The sequence below is a fragment of the Desulfolutivibrio sulfodismutans DSM 3696 genome (genome assembly GCF_013376455.1).
Classification (GTDB): Bacteria; Desulfobacterota; Desulfovibrionia; order Desulfovibrionales; family Desulfovibrionaceae; genus Desulfolutivibrio; species Desulfolutivibrio sulfodismutans.
Window position 1 is genome coordinate 2,129,937 of record NZ_CP045504.1, and the last position, 17,126, is coordinate 2,147,062.

General features: G+C 66.0%; 17 protein-coding genes. 6 read left to right on the forward strand and 11 right to left on the reverse strand.

All coding sequences use genetic code 11. The features are described 5' to 3' along the window. Nucleotides 1-3: 3 nt before the first annotated feature. A complete protein-coding gene (locus GD606_RS10050) occupies nt 4-600 on the reverse strand; it encodes an HD domain-containing protein (RefSeq protein ID WP_163303695.1) in 597 nt (198 codons plus the stop codon). A 134-nt stretch (nt 601-734) separates the two neighbouring features. After that, a complete protein-coding gene (argJ, locus tag GD606_RS10055) occupies nt 735-1,934 on the reverse strand; it encodes a bifunctional glutamate N-acetyltransferase/amino-acid acetyltransferase ArgJ (protein ID WP_163303692.1) in 1,200 nt (399 codons plus the stop codon). Nucleotides 1,935-2,295: 361 nt separating this feature from the next. Between argJ and GD606_RS10060 the strand changes: the two genes are divergently transcribed. Continuing rightward, nucleotides 2,296-3,297 (forward strand): tetratricopeptide repeat protein, encoded by a 1,002-nt coding sequence (locus GD606_RS10060; protein WP_218108827.1) that lies wholly within the window; start codon nt 2,296-2,298, stop codon nt 3,295-3,297. Between the two features lie 110 nt (nt 3,298-3,407). Beyond that, on the forward strand, nt 3,408-3,698 hold the full coding sequence (locus GD606_RS10065; protein WP_163303694.1) for a hypothetical protein: 291 nt from the start codon (nt 3,408-3,410) through the stop codon (nt 3,696-3,698). 1,115 nt (nt 3,699-4,813) lie between these two features. Here GD606_RS10065 and GD606_RS10070 read toward each other — a convergent pair. Beyond that, nucleotides 4,814-4,981, reverse strand: coding sequence for a hypothetical protein (locus tag GD606_RS10070; RefSeq protein ID WP_163303965.1), 168 nt, complete (start codon nt 4,979-4,981; stop codon nt 4,814-4,816). Between the two features lie 381 nt (nt 4,982-5,362). Between GD606_RS10070 and GD606_RS10075 the strand changes: the two genes are divergently transcribed. Further along, nucleotides 5,363-5,659 carry a hypothetical protein gene (locus GD606_RS10075; protein ID WP_163303964.1) on the forward strand — a complete coding sequence of 99 codons (297 nt, stop codon included), beginning with the start codon at nt 5,363-5,365 and terminating at the stop codon, nt 5,657-5,659. A gap of 83 nt (nt 5,660-5,742) precedes the next feature. Here GD606_RS10075 and secA read toward each other — a convergent pair whose 3' ends face one another. The 4 genes from secA to GD606_RS10095 all read right to left on the reverse strand — a co-directional run bounded on the left by secA (nt 5,743) and on the right by GD606_RS10095 (nt 10,659). Then, the gene (gene secA, locus GD606_RS10080; protein ID WP_163303963.1) at nt 5,743-8,256 is read right to left on the reverse strand and encodes a preprotein translocase subunit SecA; all 2,514 of its coding nucleotides are present in this window, start codon (nt 8,254-8,256) and stop codon (nt 5,743-5,745) included. Nucleotides 8,257-8,394: 138 nt separating this feature from the next. Then, nucleotides 8,395-8,874 (reverse strand): siroheme decarboxylase subunit alpha, encoded by a 480-nt coding sequence (ahbA, locus tag GD606_RS10085; RefSeq protein WP_163303962.1) that lies wholly within the window; start codon nt 8,872-8,874, stop codon nt 8,395-8,397. Between the two features lie 31 nt (nt 8,875-8,905). Then, a complete protein-coding gene (locus GD606_RS20775) occupies nt 8,906-10,231 on the reverse strand; it encodes a GGDEF domain-containing response regulator (RefSeq protein ID WP_281362063.1) in 1,326 nt (441 codons plus the stop codon). A 227-nt stretch (nt 10,232-10,458) separates the two neighbouring features. Beyond that, nucleotides 10,459-10,659, reverse strand: coding sequence for a hypothetical protein (locus GD606_RS10095; RefSeq protein WP_163304033.1), 201 nt, complete (start codon nt 10,657-10,659; stop codon nt 10,459-10,461). A gap of 492 nt (nt 10,660-11,151) precedes the next feature. Here GD606_RS10095 and GD606_RS10100 point away from each other — a divergent pair, with 492 nt between their 5' ends. Both GD606_RS10100 and GD606_RS10105 read left to right on the forward strand, forming a co-directional pair. Continuing rightward, nucleotides 11,152-11,565: a hypothetical protein gene (locus GD606_RS10100; RefSeq protein ID WP_163304032.1), complete on the forward strand. Its 414-nt coding sequence runs from the start codon at nt 11,152-11,154 to the stop codon at nt 11,563-11,565. 334 nt (nt 11,566-11,899) lie between these two features. Beyond that, nucleotides 11,900-12,553 carry a VTT domain-containing protein gene (locus GD606_RS10105; protein WP_163303580.1) on the forward strand — a complete coding sequence of 218 codons (654 nt, stop codon included), beginning with the start codon at nt 11,900-11,902 and terminating at the stop codon, nt 12,551-12,553. A gap of 16 nt (nt 12,554-12,569) precedes the next feature. Here GD606_RS10105 and GD606_RS10110 read toward each other — a convergent pair whose 3' ends face one another. After that, entirely contained in the window at nt 12,570-13,157 is a 588-nt protein-coding gene (locus tag GD606_RS10110) for a cyclase family protein (RefSeq protein ID WP_163303581.1), read from the reverse strand. 170 nt (nt 13,158-13,327) lie between these two features. Between GD606_RS10110 and GD606_RS10115 the strand changes: the two genes are divergently transcribed. Further along, nucleotides 13,328-14,197, forward strand: a complete 870-nt coding sequence (locus GD606_RS10115) for an AraC family transcriptional regulator (protein ID WP_163303582.1) — start codon at nt 13,328-13,330, stop codon at nt 14,195-14,197. Nucleotides 14,198-14,269: 72 nt separating this feature from the next. Here the strand turns inward: GD606_RS10115 and GD606_RS10120 are convergent, their stop codons facing one another. From GD606_RS10120 to GD606_RS10130, 3 genes are all read right to left on the reverse strand, one after another. Beyond that, nucleotides 14,270-15,589 (reverse strand): phenylacetate--CoA ligase family protein, encoded by a 1,320-nt coding sequence (locus tag GD606_RS10120; RefSeq protein ID WP_163303583.1) that lies wholly within the window; start codon nt 15,587-15,589, stop codon nt 14,270-14,272. Between the two features lie 31 nt (nt 15,590-15,620). Then, nucleotides 15,621-16,259 (reverse strand): PilZ domain-containing protein, encoded by a 639-nt coding sequence (locus tag GD606_RS10125; protein ID WP_163303584.1) that lies wholly within the window; start codon nt 16,257-16,259, stop codon nt 15,621-15,623. A 126-nt stretch (nt 16,260-16,385) separates the two neighbouring features. Then, nucleotides 16,386-17,117 (reverse strand): ABC transporter ATP-binding protein, encoded by a 732-nt coding sequence (locus tag GD606_RS10130; protein WP_163303585.1) that lies wholly within the window; start codon nt 17,115-17,117, stop codon nt 16,386-16,388. Nucleotides 17,118-17,126: the final 9 nt, after the last annotated feature.

Sequence of the window (17,126 nt, forward strand, 5' to 3'; positions counted from 1 at the left end):
CGGCTACTCCTTGCCGTTTTTTTTGGTCCACCACATCCTGTCGGGGCCCTGAAACCACCAGTCGGTGTGGTCGGTCTCCATGACGCTCTTGGCCAGGGCCCTGGCCTCGTCGGTCTTTAAGCGCTCAAGCGAGCAATCGAGCCACTTGGCGGCGTAGCGGTTGCCCAGGTCCAGCTCTTCCTTGAGGTTGACGATGAGGTCGAGTTGGTCCGCGTCGTGGGCCAGCACGGATTCGGGCGTGGCTCGCGACTCCAGTTCATCCCAGGCGTCGAGGATGTTTTCGCGCAGCCCCGTGCCGGTCAGGGCGTCGGTCAGGGCGCGTTTGTCGTCGCAGGTGTTGTAGAGCTTGTTGACGTAGTTGAAGTCGCCGGTTCGCGCCTCGTGCAGGTCGTGGAACAGGCACAGGGCCATGGTCTTAAGCGGGTCCGCGCCGCCCATCCCGGCCAGCACATAGCCGATGACCGCCGTGCGGAAGCTGTGTTCGGCCACGTTCTCCGCGCCCGAGCCCAGAAACTGGTAGCCCGTGCGCGGGGTCTTGCGCAGCATGCCGACCTCGAACAAAAAATCGGCCAGCCGCGTTAGCCGGTCGCGGCCGGTCATGTCGAAGGCGGCCTGCCCCCCGGTCCCGCCTGCGGCCTGAGCCTCGGTGTCGCCTGCGGCCTGTGCGTCAACCCCGTTTGCGGCCTGCGCCTCGCCCCCGCCTGCGGCCTGCGCCTCGGTGTCGCCGGGCTTTTTCACGAGCGGTAGTCCGCGTTGATCTTCACGTAGTCGTAGCTCAAATCCGAGGCCAAAAGCACATACCGGCCCGGGCCGTCGCCCAGTTCGATGTCCACGGGGATCTCGCCCCGGCGCATGTGCGGGGCCAAAAGCCCGTCCAGGTCGCCGCCCGCAGGCATGCCCCGGGTGAAGACCGGCACGCCGCCCACGGTCACGCTGACCCGGGAGGGCTCGAAGATCGCGCCGCTTCTGCCGATGGCGCAGACGATGCGGCCCCAGTTGGCGTCCTCGCCGAACATGGCCGTCTTGACCAACGGCGAGTTGCCCACGGCCCGGGCCGCCAGCTCGGCCTGAGCGTTGTCCGCCGCTCCCTTGACCTTGATGCGGATGATCTTGGTGCCGCCCTCGGCGTCCTGCACGATCATGTAGGCCAAGGCCTGGCAGACCTCCATCATCACCGCCAAAAGCTCCTGGCGGCCCTCGGCGGAGTCGATGGTGACCTTCGAAGCCCCGTTGGACAGGGCCAACACGCAGTCGTTGGTGCTGGTGTCGCCGTCCACGGTCACGGAATTGAAGCTCGCATCGGCGCAGGCCGCCACGGCCTCATGCCACCACAGCGACCCCACGTCGGCGTCGCACAGAAGTACGCCGATCATGGTGGCCATGTTCGGGGCGATCATGCCCGAGCCCTTGGCCATGCCCAAAACCCGCACCTCGCCCGAGGGCGTGGAAAGCGAACTCCAGGCCAGCTTGGGGAAGGTGTCCGTGGTCATGATGGCCCGGGCCGCCCGGCATGGTCCAATCTGCCCCAGACCGTCCAGAAGATCCGGCACGGCCGCCTTCCACTTGTCCAGATCCATGCGCGGCCCGATGACGCCCGTCGAGGCCGGAAGCACCTCGCGCGGCGCAATGCCCAGCCCCTCGGCCACAAGCTTCAAGGTCTGGCGGCAGTCCTCGATGCCCTCGTCTCCGGTGCAGGCGTTGGCCTGCCCGGCGTTGACCAGGATGGCCCGGGCCCGGCCGCCGGTCTTGGCCATATTGGCGCGGGCCACGGTGACCGGCGCGGCCTGGAAGGCGTTTTGGGTGAACACCCCGGCAGCCGAGGCCTCGGTCTCGCTGACGATGAGCATCAGATCGTCGCGGCCGGAATACTTGAATCCCGCGCCGACCGCGGCGAAGGAAAATCCCTTGGGAACAGGTACGATGTCGGAAGCCATGGCGTGTCCTTGTGTGCGATGAAGTGATCGGGGCTGCCGCCCCGCCTGCGGCGTGACCAATCGGGGCTGCCGCCCCGTACCCCGCCCGGGGGGAATCATTCCCCCCGGACCCCCCGTCGCCGGGCGCTCCCGCCGACGCGTTGCGTCGGCGGGAGCGCCCGGAAGACGGACGGCGGGATGAAAGAGACGTGGAGAAGATATATATGAGTTTGTTGCGGCAGGCCAGAGGGGGGAGAGGGAACACCCGGAAACGCCGGGGTTGGGAAGGGGAGAGAAGAACGAGTGGAGCGGAAGAGTGATGACCGGAGTCGTCAGGGCAAAGAGGCTTGACACCCGGGACGCGGCGGACCAGAAGGCGGGCATGGAACGCATGATGCGGATGTTGCTGACAGCCATGCTGGTCTTCGGGATGGCCGGGATGGCCGGGCCCTTTGCAGCCGGGGCGGCCAGCCTTGAAGACGAGCTTTTTTTCGCCGCCGACGCCTATTATCGCGGCCTGGACGCCCGGGCCATCGGCGGCTTCGAGGATGTCCTGAAAAAAGACCCGGCCAACGACTATGCCCTGGCCCGGCTGGGCGTGCTGTTGGCGGAAAAAGGCGACCTGGACGCCGCCACGCAACGCTTTCAAAATGCCCTGGCCGTGGACCCGGAAAACCTGTTCGCCCTCAAATGGCTGGGCATCCTGGCCCTGCGCCGGGGTGACCAGGACCAAGCGGCCCGCCGCTTCCAGGCCATGCTCGACGCCGATCCGGGCAACGCCCAGGCCACAGCCTGGCAAGGCGTGGCCCTGATGCTCGAAGGCGACCCTGTCGCCGCCGTGGAGCGGTTTGCGGCAGCCTCGGCCGCCGACGCGGATGACCCCGGCCTGCATTATCTGCTGTCCCTGGCCTATGCCTCCCTGGGGCTGCCGGAAAACGCCCGCCTGGAACTGGAAACGACCCTGGAGCTTAGGCCCACGGACGTCCCGGCCCTGACCCGGCTAGGCACGCTGTTCTACCGCCAGGGACAGCGCGATCTGGCCGAGGCCTCCTGGCGGCAGGCCATGACCGTGGAACCGGGGTATGTCGAGGCCCGGTTCTGCCTGTCCCGCAGTCTGGCCGACGCAGCCCTGGCGGCCCAGGCCGAGGGCAACGAGGCCAAGGCCGGACGGCTGTGGATGCTGGCCCTGGAGGCGGACCCCGCCAACGGCGAGGCCCTGGCGGCGCAAAACGCCGCCTCCCAGGAAGCGCGGCCGACCCCAGACGCGCAACGGCCAAACGACAAGGCCCAGGCCCCCCGAGCCGCCGAAGCCGCCTCTCAGAAGACCCGGACGGACACCGGCGTGTCCCACTCCTCCGAGAAAACCGCGAACAACAAGAAATGAACTAGGAAATCAGCATATTGCGCAGGTATTGACGGACGCCGCCGTTTGCTACAATGTGCCCGCCAGACGGCGGTTCGCGCCAATTCCCGCCTTGCCAAGGACGGTTTTTCATGAAGCACCCTCTTTCCCGCCTCGTAGCCCTCGTCGGCCTGACCCTGTGTCCGGCCCTGGCCCAAGCCGCAGACTCCGGTTGCCCCATCTGCGACTGCAACACCCAGTCCACCCGCTGCATCCTGGGGTGCCAGAGCACCCCCGATTTCATCCGACGCCAGCAATGCCAGATATCCTGCGACAAGAACTTTTCGCTTTGCCTCGATGCGGCCTACAAGGCCATCAGCGCCGCCGAGGAACAAAACAACGTGCAGACCACCGCCGTCACCACCACGACCGTCACCCGTTGAGCTGATTCGATATCCCCCCCTTTTCCAGGCCGCCCCGCACGGGCCCGGCCCGACGGTTCCTTTTGGCGCGTGCCTTCGCCGAAGAAAGAGCCCTCCCGGGCGCGGCCCGTTGGGCCATGCGGCCGCGCAAGCGCCGCCGGAGAGAGGCCGCCCCGCGCAGGCGCGCCCCAACGCTGCAATGCGTGGTCGGCGACGACCTGCTCACCGGCCGCCCCGCAGGGGCACGGCCCGATGGTCCATGCGGCCCATCAAGCGCCGACGACGAGCGACTGCCCGGCACGGGTCGTCCCGACCCCCTGCCCCCGCCCCAGGCCCACGCCGGTGATGCCCCCCGCGCCTTTCCCGAAACGCCGCACGCACAAATGCGAAACGGCTCCTGGGAGCCACCCGGGAGCCGTTTCGCTTTGAAATTTCTTTCAGAGGAAGGATGACTTCTTCTTAGCAGGGATCATGCCAACACCCAAGAAAGACCTTGTTTTATATTTTTATCCTGAAATACCAGCATAGTAGCAAACGCTGCCGACGCCCACGCCGTCCGGCAGCCCCGGGAACTGCCCCGAAAGGGTAAAAATTTTTGTATTCCGGGTTTCCGCCCTCGCCCAAAGGCGGGGACGGGACATCGCGCCGGAGGCGCTTGCCTCGGACCGCCGTCCCCGCCCCCCCCCGCCCTGCGAAGCCGGGGCGCATGGCGACAGGCCCATCGGGCGATCAAACGCCCCGGCCCGGAACCGGGCAGCGGCCATCGGCAGGGCGAGAGCCTGCCCTGGCAGGCCTTTCCGGGCAACGGCCCCCATGAGCGGCCACGCGGCAGGGCAGGAACCGGCCCCGGCTTTCCGCCACAAAGCGAAACGGCTCCCGGGAGCCACCCGGGAGCCGTTTCGCTTTGAAATTTCTTTCAGAGGAAGGATAAGAGGTGAAAAGCAGATATCGTGCCAACCCCTGAAATTCCACCCCATCTCAATTAAAATACCATTAATTCAGCATATTACGCTTCAACCCGACCGTTTTGGCCGATCCGTTGCCCCATCCAGGCCCCCGGGCGGTAAAAAAATTTGGCCCAAAGCCGGGGGTGTCCGGGCCAAGTACAGATTCTTGTACACCCGCAGGCCCAGGACTCAATTCCGGTGGTCATCCTGCATCCAACGCAGCAGATCATCCTGCCGGGCCTGACGCTTGGGGTCGAAGCGGTCAGTGGACTGGGAGGGAACGCAGCCAATGCTCAGGGCGGCCAAGGCCAGGACAAGCACGGCGGCCGTCACCCGGGAGAAGAGACCTTTTTTCATATGCAACCTGCCTTTCTTTTTTTCCAACTCCTATCCCAGTTCGCCGCACAGCGCCACCATCCGCTGATGTCCCCCCGTCCCCATGCCCCAGGCCGTGTTCCCCGCACGGCTGGCGGCGCGCTCCCGTTGTTTGTCGCCGACCATCGCGTCCCGCCATATTTCCGCGCGCCTGGGGGCATGATCCGTCCGTAGCCGTCGTGTCTGGTGACGGTATTTGCCCAAATGCGTGCCGTTTGTGAACCCGGTGCACATCATCCGCCTCAGGACTGCAAAAATATGCACACAATCCCGGGATGTTGGCACCCTGGCAAAAGATTTGCTAGGAACATCGCAACATGGCGCCCGGCCCGCAACCGGCGTGCGCCACGAAAGGAGAACTTCATGAAACCATTCGCTTTGGCGCTTGTATGTTTTGCAATGATCACGGCCATGATGGTCGGCGCGGGCGAGGCCCAGGCCAGAGGGCCCTGCCCGCCGGGATATTTCTGGGACGGTCCCTATGGATGCATGCCCTACGCCCCGCCGCCCCCGCCGCCGGCCTATTATCCCTATTACCCTCCGGCCTGCCCGCCGGGAACCTTTTGGAGCTACGGCGCCTGCCGCACCGTGGTAGCCCCGCCGCCCCCGCCGCCCAGGTACGGCATCACCATCGACGTGCCGCCCATCATCATCCGCTAGTCCCGCCCCGCTGAAACGACCAAACGCCCGCCCCGGAAGCTGTCCGGGACGGGCGTTCGTTTTTCGCCATGGCGCGGCCGGAGCTATTTCCGGCAGCACTTCTTGTATTTCTTGCCGCTGCCGCAGGGGCAGGGATCGTTGGGGCCCACCTTGGGGGCGTCGCGGCGCTTTGGCTGCTTCTTGCGCTCGCCCGTATCGCTGCCGCCGCTGTACTGCACTTCCCCGGCGGGCTCCTGTTTGTGCTGGAACTCCTCCTCGCGCACCTCGGTTCGGATGCGCACCCGGCACAGGGCCCGCACCGAGGCGTCCTTGATGGTGAAGATCAGGCTTTGGAACAGGGTGAAGCCCTCGCGCTTGTATTCCTGCTTGGGGTCTTTCTGCCCGTAGCCGCGAAGGCCAATGCCGTCGCGCAGGTGGTCCATGCTCAACAGATGTTCCTTCCAGTTGCGGTCCAGGCTCTCCAGCAGAAAATACCTGGCGATCTCCCGGTAATGCTCCCCCGCGCCGACCCTGAGGGTCTCCAACTGGGCGGCCACGGCCTGGCGCACGGCCTCTTTTTCCGAATCGTCGCCGGTCTTGATCTCGGCGCGCACGGTGAACATCTCCTCGATGCGCGCCGCCGTCGCCTCCAGGGCCTCAGGATCGTGATCCCCCTTGGAGGAGGCCAGGGGCTCGAAGACCTCGTCCAAGAGCTCTTCGATCCAGCCCTCGATGAGCGCCTCCGGGGTTTCGGTGACCATGACCTCGCGGCGCAGGGAATAGATGACCTCGCGCTGCTGGTTCATGACGTTGTCGTATTCCAGAAGCTGTTTGCGGATATCGAAATTGTGGGCCTCGACCCGCTTCTGGGCGTTCTCGATGGCCTTGGTGACCATCCGGTTCTCGATGGCCTCGCCCTCTTCCATGCCCAGCTTGTCCATGATCCCGGCGATGCGATCCGAACCGAAAAGCCGCATCAGGTCGTCGTCCAGGGCCAGGTAGAAGCGCGAGGAGCCGGGGTCGCCCTGGCGTCCGGCGCGGCCCCGGAGCTGGTTGTCGATGCGCCGGGATTCGTGGCGCTCGGTGCCCAGGATGTGCAGGCCGCCCAGGTCCACCACGCCCTCGCCCAGCACGATGTCCGTACCGCGCCCGGCCATGTTGGTGGCGATGGTCACCCGGCCCTTGTGCCCGGCCAGGGCCACGATCTCGGCCTCTTTTTCGTGCTGCTTGGCGTTTAAGACGTCGTGGGGCACGCCTTCTTTTTTCAAAAGCCCCGAAAGCAGTTCGGACTTTTCGATGGACACGGTGCCCACCAGCACGGGCTGGCCTTTCCGGTGCAACTCCTTCACGTCGGAGGCGATGGCCTTGAACTTGTCGGCCTGGCTTTTGTAGATGAGATCGGGGAAGTCCTTGCGCACCATGTTGCGGTGGGTGGGGATGGAGATGACCTCCAGGTCGTAGATCTGCTTGAACTCCACGGCCTCGGTGTCGGCGGTGCCGGTCATGCCCGAGAGCTTCTCGTACATGCGGAAGTAGTTCTGGAAGGTGATGGAGGCCAGGGTCTGGTTCTCAGCCTCGACCTTGACCCCTTCCTTGGCCTCCAGGGCCTGGTGCAGGCCGTCGCTGTAGCGGCGGCCGGGCATGAGCCGCCCCGTGAACTCGTCCACGATGACCACCTGGCCCTCTTTGACGATATAGTCCACGTCGCGCTGGTAGAGGTGGTGCGCCCGAAGCCCCTGGAGCACATGGTGCTGGAGGCTGACGTTGGCCGGATCGTAGAGGTTTTCCACGCCCAGGATCTGTTCGCAGCGGGCCACGCCCTCTTCGCTGATGAGCACGCTTTTGCCCTTTTCATCCAGGGTGAAATGCGTGTCCAGCTTCAGGGAGGGGATGATGGCGTCGATCTTGGAATACAGCGCCGTGGACTCCTCGGCCGGGCCGGAGATGATCAGCGGCGTTCTGGCCTCGTCGATGAGGATGGAGTCCACTTCGTCCACGATGGCGTAGTTCAGGGGCCGCTGCACGAGCTGTTCCTTGTAGAACTTCATGTTGTCGCGCAGATAGTCGAAGCCGAACTCGTTGTTGGTGCCGTAGGTGATGTCCGCGCCGTAGGCCTGCTGGCGCTCCTGGTCCGAGAGGCCGTGGACGATGACCCCCACGGTGAGTCCCAGATATTCGTAAAGCTTGCCCATCCAGGCCGCGTCGCGCCTGGCCAGGTAGTCGTTGACGGTGATCAGGTGCACGCCCTTGCCGGACAGGGCGTTTAAGACCACGGGCAGGGTGGCCACTAGGGTTTTTCCTTCGCCGGTCTTCATCTCCGCGATCTTGCCCTGATGCAGGGTGATGCCGCCGATGAGCTGCACGTCGAAGTGGCGCATGCCCAGGGCGCGGACCGAGGCCTCCCGGACCAGGGCAAAGACCTCGGGCAAAAGCTCGTCCAGGGGGCGGCCGTTTTGCACCTCCTGGCGCATCTTTGCGATGCGGGCCTGCATGGCCGCCTGATCCAGCGGCTGTACGGAGGCCTCCAGATCGCCAATGCGGGCGACCAGGGGGGCGAGGCTTTTTATGTAGCGGTCGTTGCGCGACCCCAGGATTTTTTTGGCGATGGCCTTGAACATGGAAATCTCCTTGGCGCCTCTGGGAAGCCGCAGGAGGCGGCGTGCTGGTCGGGAGCGGGCATGGCCGCTTCGAGGCTGTGTTGTCGGGTGAACGCCGCGCGCCTGCCGGGCGGGCTCTGTTTCGTCGGGCGAACGATGCTAGCCGGGTTGGGTCGATGGGTCAACAGCGGGCTTTTTCATGGAAAAATCGACCTTGATCTTGAAAAGCTTTTCGGCCGGAAGGTTCAGGATCTCGATGCCCGTCGCGGCGTGTATGGCCGCCAGGGTGTCCCGCATGCTGTCCCGGCCGGGGCCGATCAGGGTGAACCAGACATTATAGGGATGGGCGCGCAGGTAGTTGTGGGTCACGCCGGGGTGCCGGTTGACCTCGGCCACGAAGGCCTCGATGCGGTCCTCGGGAACCTGGGCCGCGCACAGGGTGCTTAAAAACCCCAGCTTGCGGGACTGGAAGCTGGCCCCGATACGGCGGATGACGCCCTTTTGCTTGAGCGCCCGGACCCGGGCCAGGGTCTCGGCCTCGGTCAGGCCCACTTTTTCACCGATGGCGGCGTAGGGGCGCGCGCACAGGGGAAAGCCGGACTGAATCTCGGAGAGGATGTCGCGGTCGATGGAATCCATCGGCGCTACATAGGGTCGGGATGGGCGGCTGTCAATTGATCCCGCCGGTTTTTGCAGGCTCGCCCGCCTCCCGCTCCACCCGGTTGCGGCCGCCCTCCTTGGCCCGGTACAGCGCCGCGTCGGCCCGCTTGACCAGCGGCTCCGGCGGTTCGCCCGGCCGGTACTGCGCCACCCCGAAGCTCGACGTCACCCCGGGTACGCCCGGAAACGCCTGGGCCGCCACGGCCGCCCGCAGCCGTTCGGCCAATTCCGCCGCACCCTCAAGGCCCACCCCCGGGGCCACCACCAAAAATTCCTCGCCCCCCCACCGGGCCAGCCGGTCGTTTTCCCGCAAAAGCCCCATGACCAGCCGGGCCATCTCCGTCAGCACCACATCCCCGGCGTCGTGGCCGTAGGTGTCGTTGACCCGCTTGAAGTGGTCGATGTCAAAGAGGATGACCGACAGGGGCGTGGCGTAACGCCTAGCCCGGGAGGTCTCGTCGGCCAGGATCTCCGAGAGCTTGCGCCGGTTGAAGGCCCGGGTCAGGGGGTCCACCGTGGCCAGGTCGATCAGGTCGCGTTTTTCGTATTCGAGCTCCGTGATGTCGGTCAGGGTAAGCATGAGGCGATCCGCCCCGGGCAGGCGGGCGGCCGCGGCCTGGAACACGTGGGCCGGGCGGCCGGGGTGGCGGGGATGCACGAGGCTGACGATGTGCTCCCGGTCCAGGGGGTCGTCCAGGACGTCCCGGGCGAACCGGGCCGGGTCGGCCAGGGGCGCGTCCTCCACCTGGAAAAAATCGCTTAAGCCAATCCCCATGGCCTGGAATTCATGGAAGGAGGACAGGCCCATGCAGCGCAGGAGCCCCCGGTTGACGTATTCCAGCCGCCCCCGGGAAAAAATGGCCTGGGGATGGGGCGAGGCGTCCAGGAAAAAACGCACCAGCCGGTCGGATTCCCCGGCCGAGCGGCGCAGGGCCGCCACCCGGGCGGCGTCCTCCACCAGCGGCAAAAGCCGCACCGGGTCCACCGGGATGGGCACAAGCCGCACCGTGGGCAGAAAAAGGGCGCCCGCCAACTGCGTGACCTGCCTGGCCGTGCCCAAGAGGAAAAACGGCACATGCGGATCCGTGTCGGCCGCCGTCAGAGCCATGCTCACGCCGTCAAGCCCCGGCATCTGGATCCTGGCCATCACCAGGTCCGGCTTGTGGCGGCCGAAAAGGGCCAGGGCCTCCACGCCGTTTTCAGCCTCAAGGACCAGGGAAAAGCGGGCCCGCAACAGCCGCCCCCACACGGCCCGGCCCACCGCGTCGGGATCGGCCAACAGCACGCTTTGATGCTTGCCCGGGGCGTAATGCTCCGCCGGATCGGTCATGTCCATGCGCGGCTTTTTGGTTTCCGGGGTCGGCCCGGGTTGCTCCCATCGGACAGGGAACGTCCGATATGCCTTTGTCTTAGTTCCCACGACCCGTTTTGTAAACCTGACGAGGCGCGGCCCTCTGGCCGACGGTTGTTTTTGGACCGGAAATGGTTACATTCAAAAAAAGGCGCATCGCCTGCGCACAGCAACGTTCTCGCCCGTACTCGTATGGCGTTCACAAAAACATGCTAGCTTTTTGTGAATAAAAATAACAAATTCAATATGTTGATGCTTTCAAAGGCATAACGGAAATTCCCACTCGCCACACCAGGCAAGGAGGTCGCCATGAGACGGCTCACCATTCTATGCGCCTTGGCGTGCATGGTTCTCGCGGCCGGCATCTGCGCGCCGCCTGCGTTCGACCTGGGCAGTCCCTTGGCCATCGGCATTACGCAGGCCTTCGCCCAACCCTGGGGTCCACCGCCTCCGCCGCCGCCTCCCGGCTACCGGCCGGGCTGGGGTCCGCCGCCTCCTCCGCCGCCGTATGGCTACCGGCCGGGCTGGGGCCCGCCGCCGCCTCCGCCGCCGTATGTCTATCGGCCGGGCTGGGGCCCGCCGCCACCGCCGCCTCCCTACTGGGGGGGCTACGGTCCCTGGCGGCCGGGACCGCCGCCGCCTCCGGGCTGGGGCCCGGGTCCAGGCCCGTGGCGACCGGGACCGCCGCCTCCGCCGCCCCCGCGCCCCGGTTGGGGGCCGAGGCCGGGACCGTGGCGTTGACGTCGAGAGCCGTATTGACGCCCCCCGATGGAAACGCCATCATCGGGGGGCGTTTTGTCGGCCATGCCGACCAGTCCCAGGACCGTCCCGTACCCGGCACGTCCGGCCGTTTCGAGTGAAAAGGGGCGGCCGTCCCTAACGTCAATTCCGGAGGAACACGCCGTATGCCGCGCCTCGCCGCACTGCTCTGCCTTGTGGCCCTGACCGTCCTGGCCGTTCCGGCCCTGGCCATCGACAAAAAAGATCTCCAGACCGAGCCCACGGTCTACGCCCGGGTGGTGGAGACGCCCGACCCGGCCCTTCTGGGCTGCTTCACCCGGGTGCGCCCCTCGGAATTCAAACGCCCCAACACCTATTCCCTGTGTCTGGTGCAGCGCGGGGACAAATACGCCGTCTTCTACGACTGGCGGGACGGCAAGACCTATGAAAGCCACACGGGCTGGATGCCGTTCTCCATCATGAAGGACCGCCTGACCAGCGACACCGAGCCCAGTTCCTATATCCTCAAGGACGGCGAACTCTGGCACAGCTACGCCGGGCGCGACTCCACGCACCGCATGCGCCGGGAGACGCCCTGAACCCAGTGGAGCTGCAACATCCTGAACGGGACGGGGAGCGGGCATGCCGTATTCGGGGCCGCCTGCGCTCCCCGTCGCCGGGCACGGCCGAAACGGGCCGCTTCCCTGCATTTCCGCCCCGCCTCGTCTCCCCCCTCCGGGCAAAGCGCCGCCGTCCCATGGCGACCGCGCGGCATGGCCGCAGCCGGACACGGCCCAAGGCTTTGGCCGCACCCCGGAATGCCCTCGTACGTGTCGCCATCCCCTTTCAAGCCCAGAGGATCATGAGCGCGCCCATCCTTACCCGCCCGCCCTCATCCCGCTTCGGCGCTTCGATCCCACACTGGAGACCGGCATGTGGGACATAGTCATGCACCTGGACCGGCATGTGGCGGCCCTCGGCCTCGAATACGGCGTGTGGGCGTATGTGGTGCTCTTCGGGGTGGTGTTCGCCGAGACCGGGCTCATCGTGGCCACCATCCTGCCCAGCGATACGGTGCTTTTCGCAGCCGGGGCCCTGGCGGGCAAAGGCATCTTCCCGGTGTGGGGGCTCTATGCCGGGTTCGCCCTGGCAGCCTTCGCCGGGGACTACGTGAACTATCTGGCCGGGGTCTTTCTGGGGGAACGGTTCTTCGTCCGGGGCCGGGTTCCCTTTGTGAGCCCCGAGGCATTGATGAAGGCCCACGACTATTACGCCACACACGGCGGCATGACCGTGGTGGCGGCCCGGTTCGTGCCGGTGCTGCGGGCCGTGGCCCCGCTGGCCGGGGGCGTCGCGGGCATGGGCACGGGAAAGTTTCTGGCCTACAGCGCCATCGGCAAGGCCGTGTGGGCCGCCATCTACGTCTTCGGGGGCTATTTTTTCGGACAGATCCCGTGGATGGAGAAAAACTTCGCCGTGGTGGTGCTGGTGGCCATGGGCGTGCCGTTTGTGGTGGCCGGGCTGCGCGTGGCCTGGGAGATGGGGAAGCGGAAAGGCCGCCGGGAGGGGGGCGGGATCAGGATGTGAAACAGGGACGGAGGGATCAGCCGGAGCTGGCTTCGTCGGCCGTTTCGGCGATGACACGGCACGCAATCCCAGTCCCTCCGGCATCGAAGCACATGGTGTAGACCATCATTTTTTCCTTGGCAGGCAGGGCCTCCAGGTTGGTCATGTTCTCCACCACGTAGGTCCCCATCCGCTCGCATCGTTCGTCCACCTGGCGGTGCTCGGCGTTTGGCCGCAAGCCCCGCGCGTCAATGCCGATATAATGCACCTTCCGCTCCAAAAGACGATCCACAAGATCCCATGACACCGCCACATGGGCCTGCAGATAGTCCGGCGTTCCGTAGCCGGAGCGGGCCATGTACCCGGTGTGGAACATGACGAAATCCCCGGGACGGACGAACGCCATGTCGACATCCTCGGGCCGGATCTCGCGCTCACGGCAAAACGCGCGGACATCGAACCGCACGCCCCGGCTTTTGAAATAGTCCAGGGGGACGACGGTCCCGAGGATCCTGTCCAGGTGGGTGCCCACATGCCCAGAGGCCACGAGACGGGTGACATTCGCCTCGGACTGCACCGATTCCTCGATGCCTGCCCGAAGTGGAAGGGAAAGATCATGCAGCATGGCGTACGCTCCTTTGGCGATGCGTTTTTCGGCTTGCCATCGCCCGTTTTCGTCGCCACCGTACGGCATTCCCTGCGGAGGGCGGTAACCGTGGCAAGCCAGACCATGCCGCCCATCGGCCAAATCAGGATCCGGCAGGGCATCGCGAGCCCCGGTCACAAAGGAGGGGTATGGCCCATATGATCCAGCCTGCCGATCTGTTGGTGATCCCTCTGTCGCCTGAAGTCACGCTGGATGCGCTCCCCGGGGTGCGGACCAGAACCCTTGAGGCTGCACCGGTGACGGGCAGGGATCTGCACCGGCACGACATGGGGCAACTCTATTGCCTCACGGCCGGACTATGCGTGATCGAGGATGCCGCCGAACGCCTGAGCCTGCCGCCGGGACAGATCGGGTGGATTCCCCCGGAAACGCCGCATGCGGCCCTGCGTCACGGCGACATCGTGGGTTGGGCGGCCTACATCGCCCCCGGCTGGTGCGGTATGCTGCCCTCCGTCCCCTGCACCCTGGAGTGCTCCCCCCTGATTCCCCTGATCATGGAACGATTCCTGCTGCAAAACGGCTGCGTCGCCATGGCCGCCGCCTCCGAAGCCCTTGACCCGCCAGCGACCGCTGATGACTCGCCGGAGGCCAGAACCCGTCGCCTGTTCCGCGTGCTTCTCGACGAGCTCGAAGACGCCCGACCGGTCTCCAAGCCTCTTCCCTTACCGCGCGACCCCCGATTTTTACCCGTACTCCGCAGTCTTCTGCACAACCCGGCTGATCCGCGACACCTCGCCGCCTGGGCGCGGCAGGCCATGCTGAGCGAACGCAGCTTCAGCCGTCTTTTCGCCCGCGAAACCGGTATGCCGTTCAATCACTGGCGGCGGCGGGTCCGGCTCATGCGGGGACGCGAACTCCTCGCGGCGGGGGCCTCGGTGCAGGAGGCGGCGTGGGGCGTGGGGTACGAGAATGTCAGCGCGTTTATCGCCGGATTCCGGCAGCTTTTCGGAACCACACCCGGACAGGCGGCTGGAAGACAGCGGAAAAGGTCCGGCTGAAAGGCCATATCCACCCGTCCCCTGCGAAGGGACGGAAAGAGAAAAGGAAGGGTGTCAGACCCATCCGTCCCGTCAGCCCGGGCAGGATGCGCCGGGCTGCTCCCGCCGGTCCAGGACGCGTTTGACCTTGCCGTCCGTGCGTTCCAGACTCTTGGGCTCCACCAGCCGCACCCGGAAGGACACCCCCAGTTCCGAGGCCAGGCGTTTCCTCAGACGTTCCACGAGATTTTGATGTTCGCTGATGCGGTCCAGGAACACGCTCTCCGTGGCCTCGACCTCGACCGTGGCCTCGTCCAGGGCCCCCTGGCGTTCCACCACCACCTGGTAATGGGGGGTGATGCCCTCCACCTCCAAAAGCACGGCCTCGATCTGGGACGGGAAGACATTGGTGCCCCGGATGATCAGCATGTCGTCCGTGCGCCCCAGGATGCGCCCGATACGCCGGAAGGTGCGGCCGCAGGGGCACTCCCCGGGCATGATGCGGGTCAGGTCGCCGGTGCGGAAGCGGATCATGGGGAAGGCTTCCTTGGTCAACGTGGTCAGGACCAGCTCGCCGCACTCCCCCTCGGCCACGGGCTCGCCCGTGACCGGGTCCACGATCTCCATGAGAAAATGGTCCTCGCTGACATGCATGCCGCCGCGCTCCTGGCATTCCCCGGCCACTCCCGGCCCCATGATCTCGCTTAAGCCGTAGTTGTCCGTGGCCGTGACCTTCAGGCGCGACTCGATTTTCGCGCGCATGCCCTCGGTCCAGGTCTCGGCCCCGAACAGGCCATGGCGCAGGGACAGGGCGTTGGCGTTGATGTCGAGTTCATCCAGGGCGTCGGCCAGGTGCAGGGCGTAACTCGGCGTGCACACCAGGGTGGTGGTGCGGTAGTCCTCCATGATCATGGCCTGGCGGCGGGTGTTGCCGCTCGAGGCCGGGATGACCGCCGCGCCGATGGCCTCGGCCCCGTAGTGGAACCCGATGCCGCCGGTGAAAAGCCCGTAGCCCAGGGAGATCTGCACCACGTCGTCGCGGCCCGCGCCCCCGGCCGTGAGCACCCGGGCCACAAGCCCGGCCCAACGTTTCACGTCGTTTCGGGTATACCCCACCACCGTGGGCTTGCCCGTGGTGCCGGAAGAGGCGTGCAGCCGCACCACGTCGCGAAGCGGCACGGCGAAAAGCCCGTAGGGATAGCTGTCGCGCAAATCCTTTTTGGTGGTGAAGGGCAGCCGCCGCACGTCGTCCAGGCTTAAGAACCCGTCGGGATCGATGCCCATTTCCGCGAACCGCTTGCGGTAATGGGGCACGTTGCGGGACACCCGGGTCAGCGTGGCCTGGAGCCGCTCCAGTTGCAGCCGCCGCAGATCCTCGCGGGCCATGGTCTCGATTTTCGGTTCAAAATACATGGAGTCCTCGCGCGGCCGAAACGGCCGCAGGTTACGTCCTGGCGGCCACCGGAACGTGGGCCAGTTCCAGGGCCAGTTCGCCCACGAAATGGGTGATGGCCTTGCGAAAGCCGCGATGCACCGAATCGAAGCGCAACCCCAGGTGCAGCACGCCGTCCCGGGTGGTGACATTGGTCACCTCGGTGAACACCGTATACTGGTTTTTGGGCTCAACGGCATAGAATTCGAGCTTGACCCGATCCCCCCCGGCGAAGGGGACGCCCTCTGCGCCGCGCAGGCTCACCCGGCAGCCGCTGGGAGACAGGTCCGTGAGGATGCCGGTTCGCGGCGTGTCGTCGTCCCGGACCAGGGTGGCCGGAAACAGGCAGGGCACGCGCGGCTCCCGACGCAACTCCAGAACCTCCACATGGGAGGGATATTCCAAAAACAGCAGGGAGGCCGGGTCCACGATGTAGTTCATGACCATGGCCCGAAAGCCGTAGACCGTGCCGCAGTGGACGTAGCGGCCGGTGACCACGTGCTTTTTTTTGGCCTTCTTCTTCATGGTGGCGGTGAACGGAATGGACAGGATCAGGTAGGCGTCGGGGAAAAGCCCCACCATGATGCCGCAGAACCGTTCCTCATCGCCGGGGAAGACCAGTTGCACCTTGGTGCCGCGTTCGATCTCCATGTCCGCCTCCCGTGCGGGACCGCCAGGTCATGTCCCGGATGCGTGGTTTCCCGCCGCAGGGGCGAGACGTTCTCCGGCAGGATGGGCGAAATCTTTACGGACGGGCGAAATCGTTCACCGCCCGGGTCAGGTGGCGTCCCGCTCCCGGCCCAGGTAGGCCCGCTGCACGTCGCGGTTGGCCAAAAGCTCATCGCTTGGGCCCTGGAGCATGATGCGCCCGGTCTCCAGGACATAGCCCCGATCCGCCACGGCCAGGGCGCTTTTGGCGTTTTGCTCCACCAAAAGCACCGTCAGCCCGCGCTCGTCGCGAAGCTTCACGATGTGCTTAAATATCTCCTTGCACACGGCCGGGGCAAGCCCCATGCCCGGTTCGTCGAGCAGAAGCACCGAGGGCCGGGCCATGAGCGCCCGCCCGATGGCCAACATCTGCTGCTCCCCGCCGGAAAGCGTCCCGGCGGCCTGCTTTTTGCGGTCGCGAAGGACCGGAAACATCTCGTACACGGCCTCCCGGTCGGCGGCCACGGCGGCCTTGTGGGCCCGGCCGCGCCGGGTGTAGGCCCCAAGCAGCAGATTGTCCTCCACGGAAAGCGGCCCGAAGACCAGCCGCCGCTCCGGCACCTGGGAGACGCCCCGGCGCACCACGGCATCCGGCGAGAAGGCCTGGATCTCGTCCCCTTTGTGCAGGATGCGGCCGCCGCCGACCCGCACCAGCCCGGACACGGCCCCCAGAAGCGTGGTCTTGCCCGCGCCGTTGGCCCCGATCAGGGCCACGATCTCGCCCGCCTCCACATGCAGGGAGACCCGGCGCACGGCGTGAATGCGGCCGTGAAAGATGTCCACGTTTTCCAGGGCGAGCATGCGTTCTCC